The organism is Luteibacter sp., assembly GCF_051958795.1.
Taxonomy (GTDB): Bacteria; Pseudomonadota; Gammaproteobacteria; order Xanthomonadales; family Rhodanobacteraceae; genus Luteibacter.
In genome coordinates, this window is sequence record NZ_JBQCFT010000430.1 from 1 (window position 1) to 2,125 (window position 2,125).

General features: G+C 66.4%; 3 protein-coding genes. 1 reads left to right on the forward strand and 2 read right to left on the reverse strand.

Annotated features, from left to right (window positions below):
* A partial coding sequence (locus ACTHLF_RS21430; protein ID WP_440330294.1) for a multicopper oxidase family protein occupies positions 1–873 on the reverse strand: 873 nt, incomplete at its 3' end.
* Positions 874–877: 4 nt separating this feature from the next.
* Complete coding sequence (locus ACTHLF_RS21435; protein WP_440330296.1) at positions 878–1,156, reverse strand: hypothetical protein; 279 nt, start codon at positions 1,154–1,156, stop codon at positions 878–880.
* A 226-nt stretch (positions 1,157–1,382) separates the two neighbouring features.
* Between ACTHLF_RS21435 and ACTHLF_RS21440 the strand changes: the two genes are divergently transcribed.
* Entirely contained in the window at positions 1,383–2,036 is a 654-nt protein-coding gene (locus tag ACTHLF_RS21440; protein ID WP_440330298.1) for a MarC family protein, read from the forward strand.
* The last annotated feature ends 89 nt before the right edge of the window (positions 2,037–2,125 follow it).

The window sequence follows — 2,125 nt, forward strand, 5'->3', positions numbered from 1 at the left end:
CCCGGTGACGAGCACGCTGATGCGCGCCGAAGGGCCGAGGATCATCTCGTCGGTCGTGACCTCTTTGACCACCGTGTCCGCGTCCTGCGATATCACCTGCACGCGCAGGCCCGCGAGGTGCATGCGGAAATACTGGTTCGCATCGACGTTGTAGATGTGCCAGAGCTGCGTCTCGCCCGGCTGGATGGAAATATCCGGCTGCAGTTGGCCGTTGATCGTGCGGATGGACGGCGACCCGGTGATGATCTCGCTGGCGAGGCGCCCCGTGAAGGTCTTCTGGAAATTGCGCAGCACGAGGTTGCGTTCGCGTACGCCGCGCAGTTCGGGAAACGCGTCGAGCAGGCCGTCGACGAGGATCGGACCGGAAAGGCCACCCGATACCTGCCGCTCGGCGCCCTTGTGGACATGGCGGTGATACCAGTACGGTCCCGGCGAATGTTCGGGTGGGAGCTTCAGCACGTACTGCCCGGTCTGGTGCGGGCCGGTGTCTCGGAAGATGCTGTCACCTTCGTCCAGTGGCGATACCTGCATGCCGTGGAAGTGCAGGTTGGTCAGTTCGTCCATGCGGTTGTCGAGCGTCAGCCGGATGGTGCCCCCGGGGCGCGACCGGATCAGCGGGGCGTCGTAACTGCCGTTGTAGACAAGCGACGTGTACGGTGTGTCGCCCACCATCACCTTCGTTTCGGCGGCGGTGAGCGTCACGTTGGTGACGCCGTCGGCGCCGTAGGTGAACTGGCGCGGCTCGCGCAGTTCCTCGCCACCCGCGGCCGACGCGATCGGGCTGGCCGCGAACGCGGCCAGCACGATACCGAGGCACCAGCGCCAGTCCTTAAGCGCGGACACGATGCGGCGGGGATGGGGGAGGTCGCTCATCGCATCAGCGATCGTTGGCGACGTCGGCGGCGAGGCGCAGCTCTTCGTTGGCCTGGCTCAGCAGCTCCTTGGCGCGACCGGCGTGACCACCGAGGCGGGCGTCGTTGGCTTCCTGGGCGCGGCTCACGGCACGCCAGGCTTCCACGATGTGCTGCTGCGCATCCCGCAGGTTCCCGTGACGACCGCCGATGTCGACGAAGGGTGCTTCCTGGGCGACGGCGGCGCAGCCCACGGAAATGACGGCGCCGAGCAGAGCGCCGGCAATGAAGATCTTGGCTTTCATGGTGTGTCCTGGAGGGGTTGGCCGACCGGAGTGGCCGGTGGGCATATCGTCCGCGCGGCGGCCGTGCCGGTCTTTCCAGTACGCAGGGTCCGTTTCCGATTCGAACGCCGGGAAGGGGGCCACCCACCTGGACCGTTCGATTCGACAAACGGGGTGCGGATAAGAAAGACCCGCTGGTGGGGACACCCGATCATGCGCATCGTCACCCCTCACGGATACCCGTCCGATGCTCATGGAAATCGGTCAGGCCGCGCTCGTCATCCTGGCCAGCCTGCTACCCATCGTGAATCCACCCGGCTCGGCGCTTCTGTCGCTGGGCATCGTGCCGCATGCCGATTCGGCCGAACGCGCCAGGCTGGCCCGTCGGGTGGCGACCAACAGCCTGGTGCTGCTGGTCGGTTCGTTGCTGGTAGGCGCCTATGTGCTGTCGTTTTTCGGGGTGTCGATTCCCGTGCTTCGCATCGCGGGCGGCATCGTCATCGCGGCGGCGGGCTGGCGAATGCTCAACGGGCAGGATGACGACGACGAGGATGAGACGACCGTCCACAAGCATCGCGGCGATCCGTCGTTCTATCCGCTGACGCTGCCCATCACGGTGGGACCCGGGTCGATCGCGGTGGCCATCGCCATCGGCACGGGCTCACCGCGCGAAGGCGCGGGCTGGATCCATATCGTCGCGGCGGCCATCGCCCTGGCCGTTCTCACGATCAGCATCTATCTGAGCATGCGTTTCGCGGACACGCTCAGCCACAAGCTCGGCAAGGAACGCACGCAGGTCATCCTGCAGCTGCTCGCCTTCGTGATCTTCTGCATCGGCATCCAACTGCTATGGGCCGGGCTGTCGGAACTGCTGAACCTGCATACGCCTGTCGCTTCGTAGGCTCGGCTTCGCCATCGCGCTGGCGTGGCGGAGCGGAGGCGCGCGGGGGGGGGGGTGTTTGTTAAAAGAGGTCGCCCCCCACCGCCCCC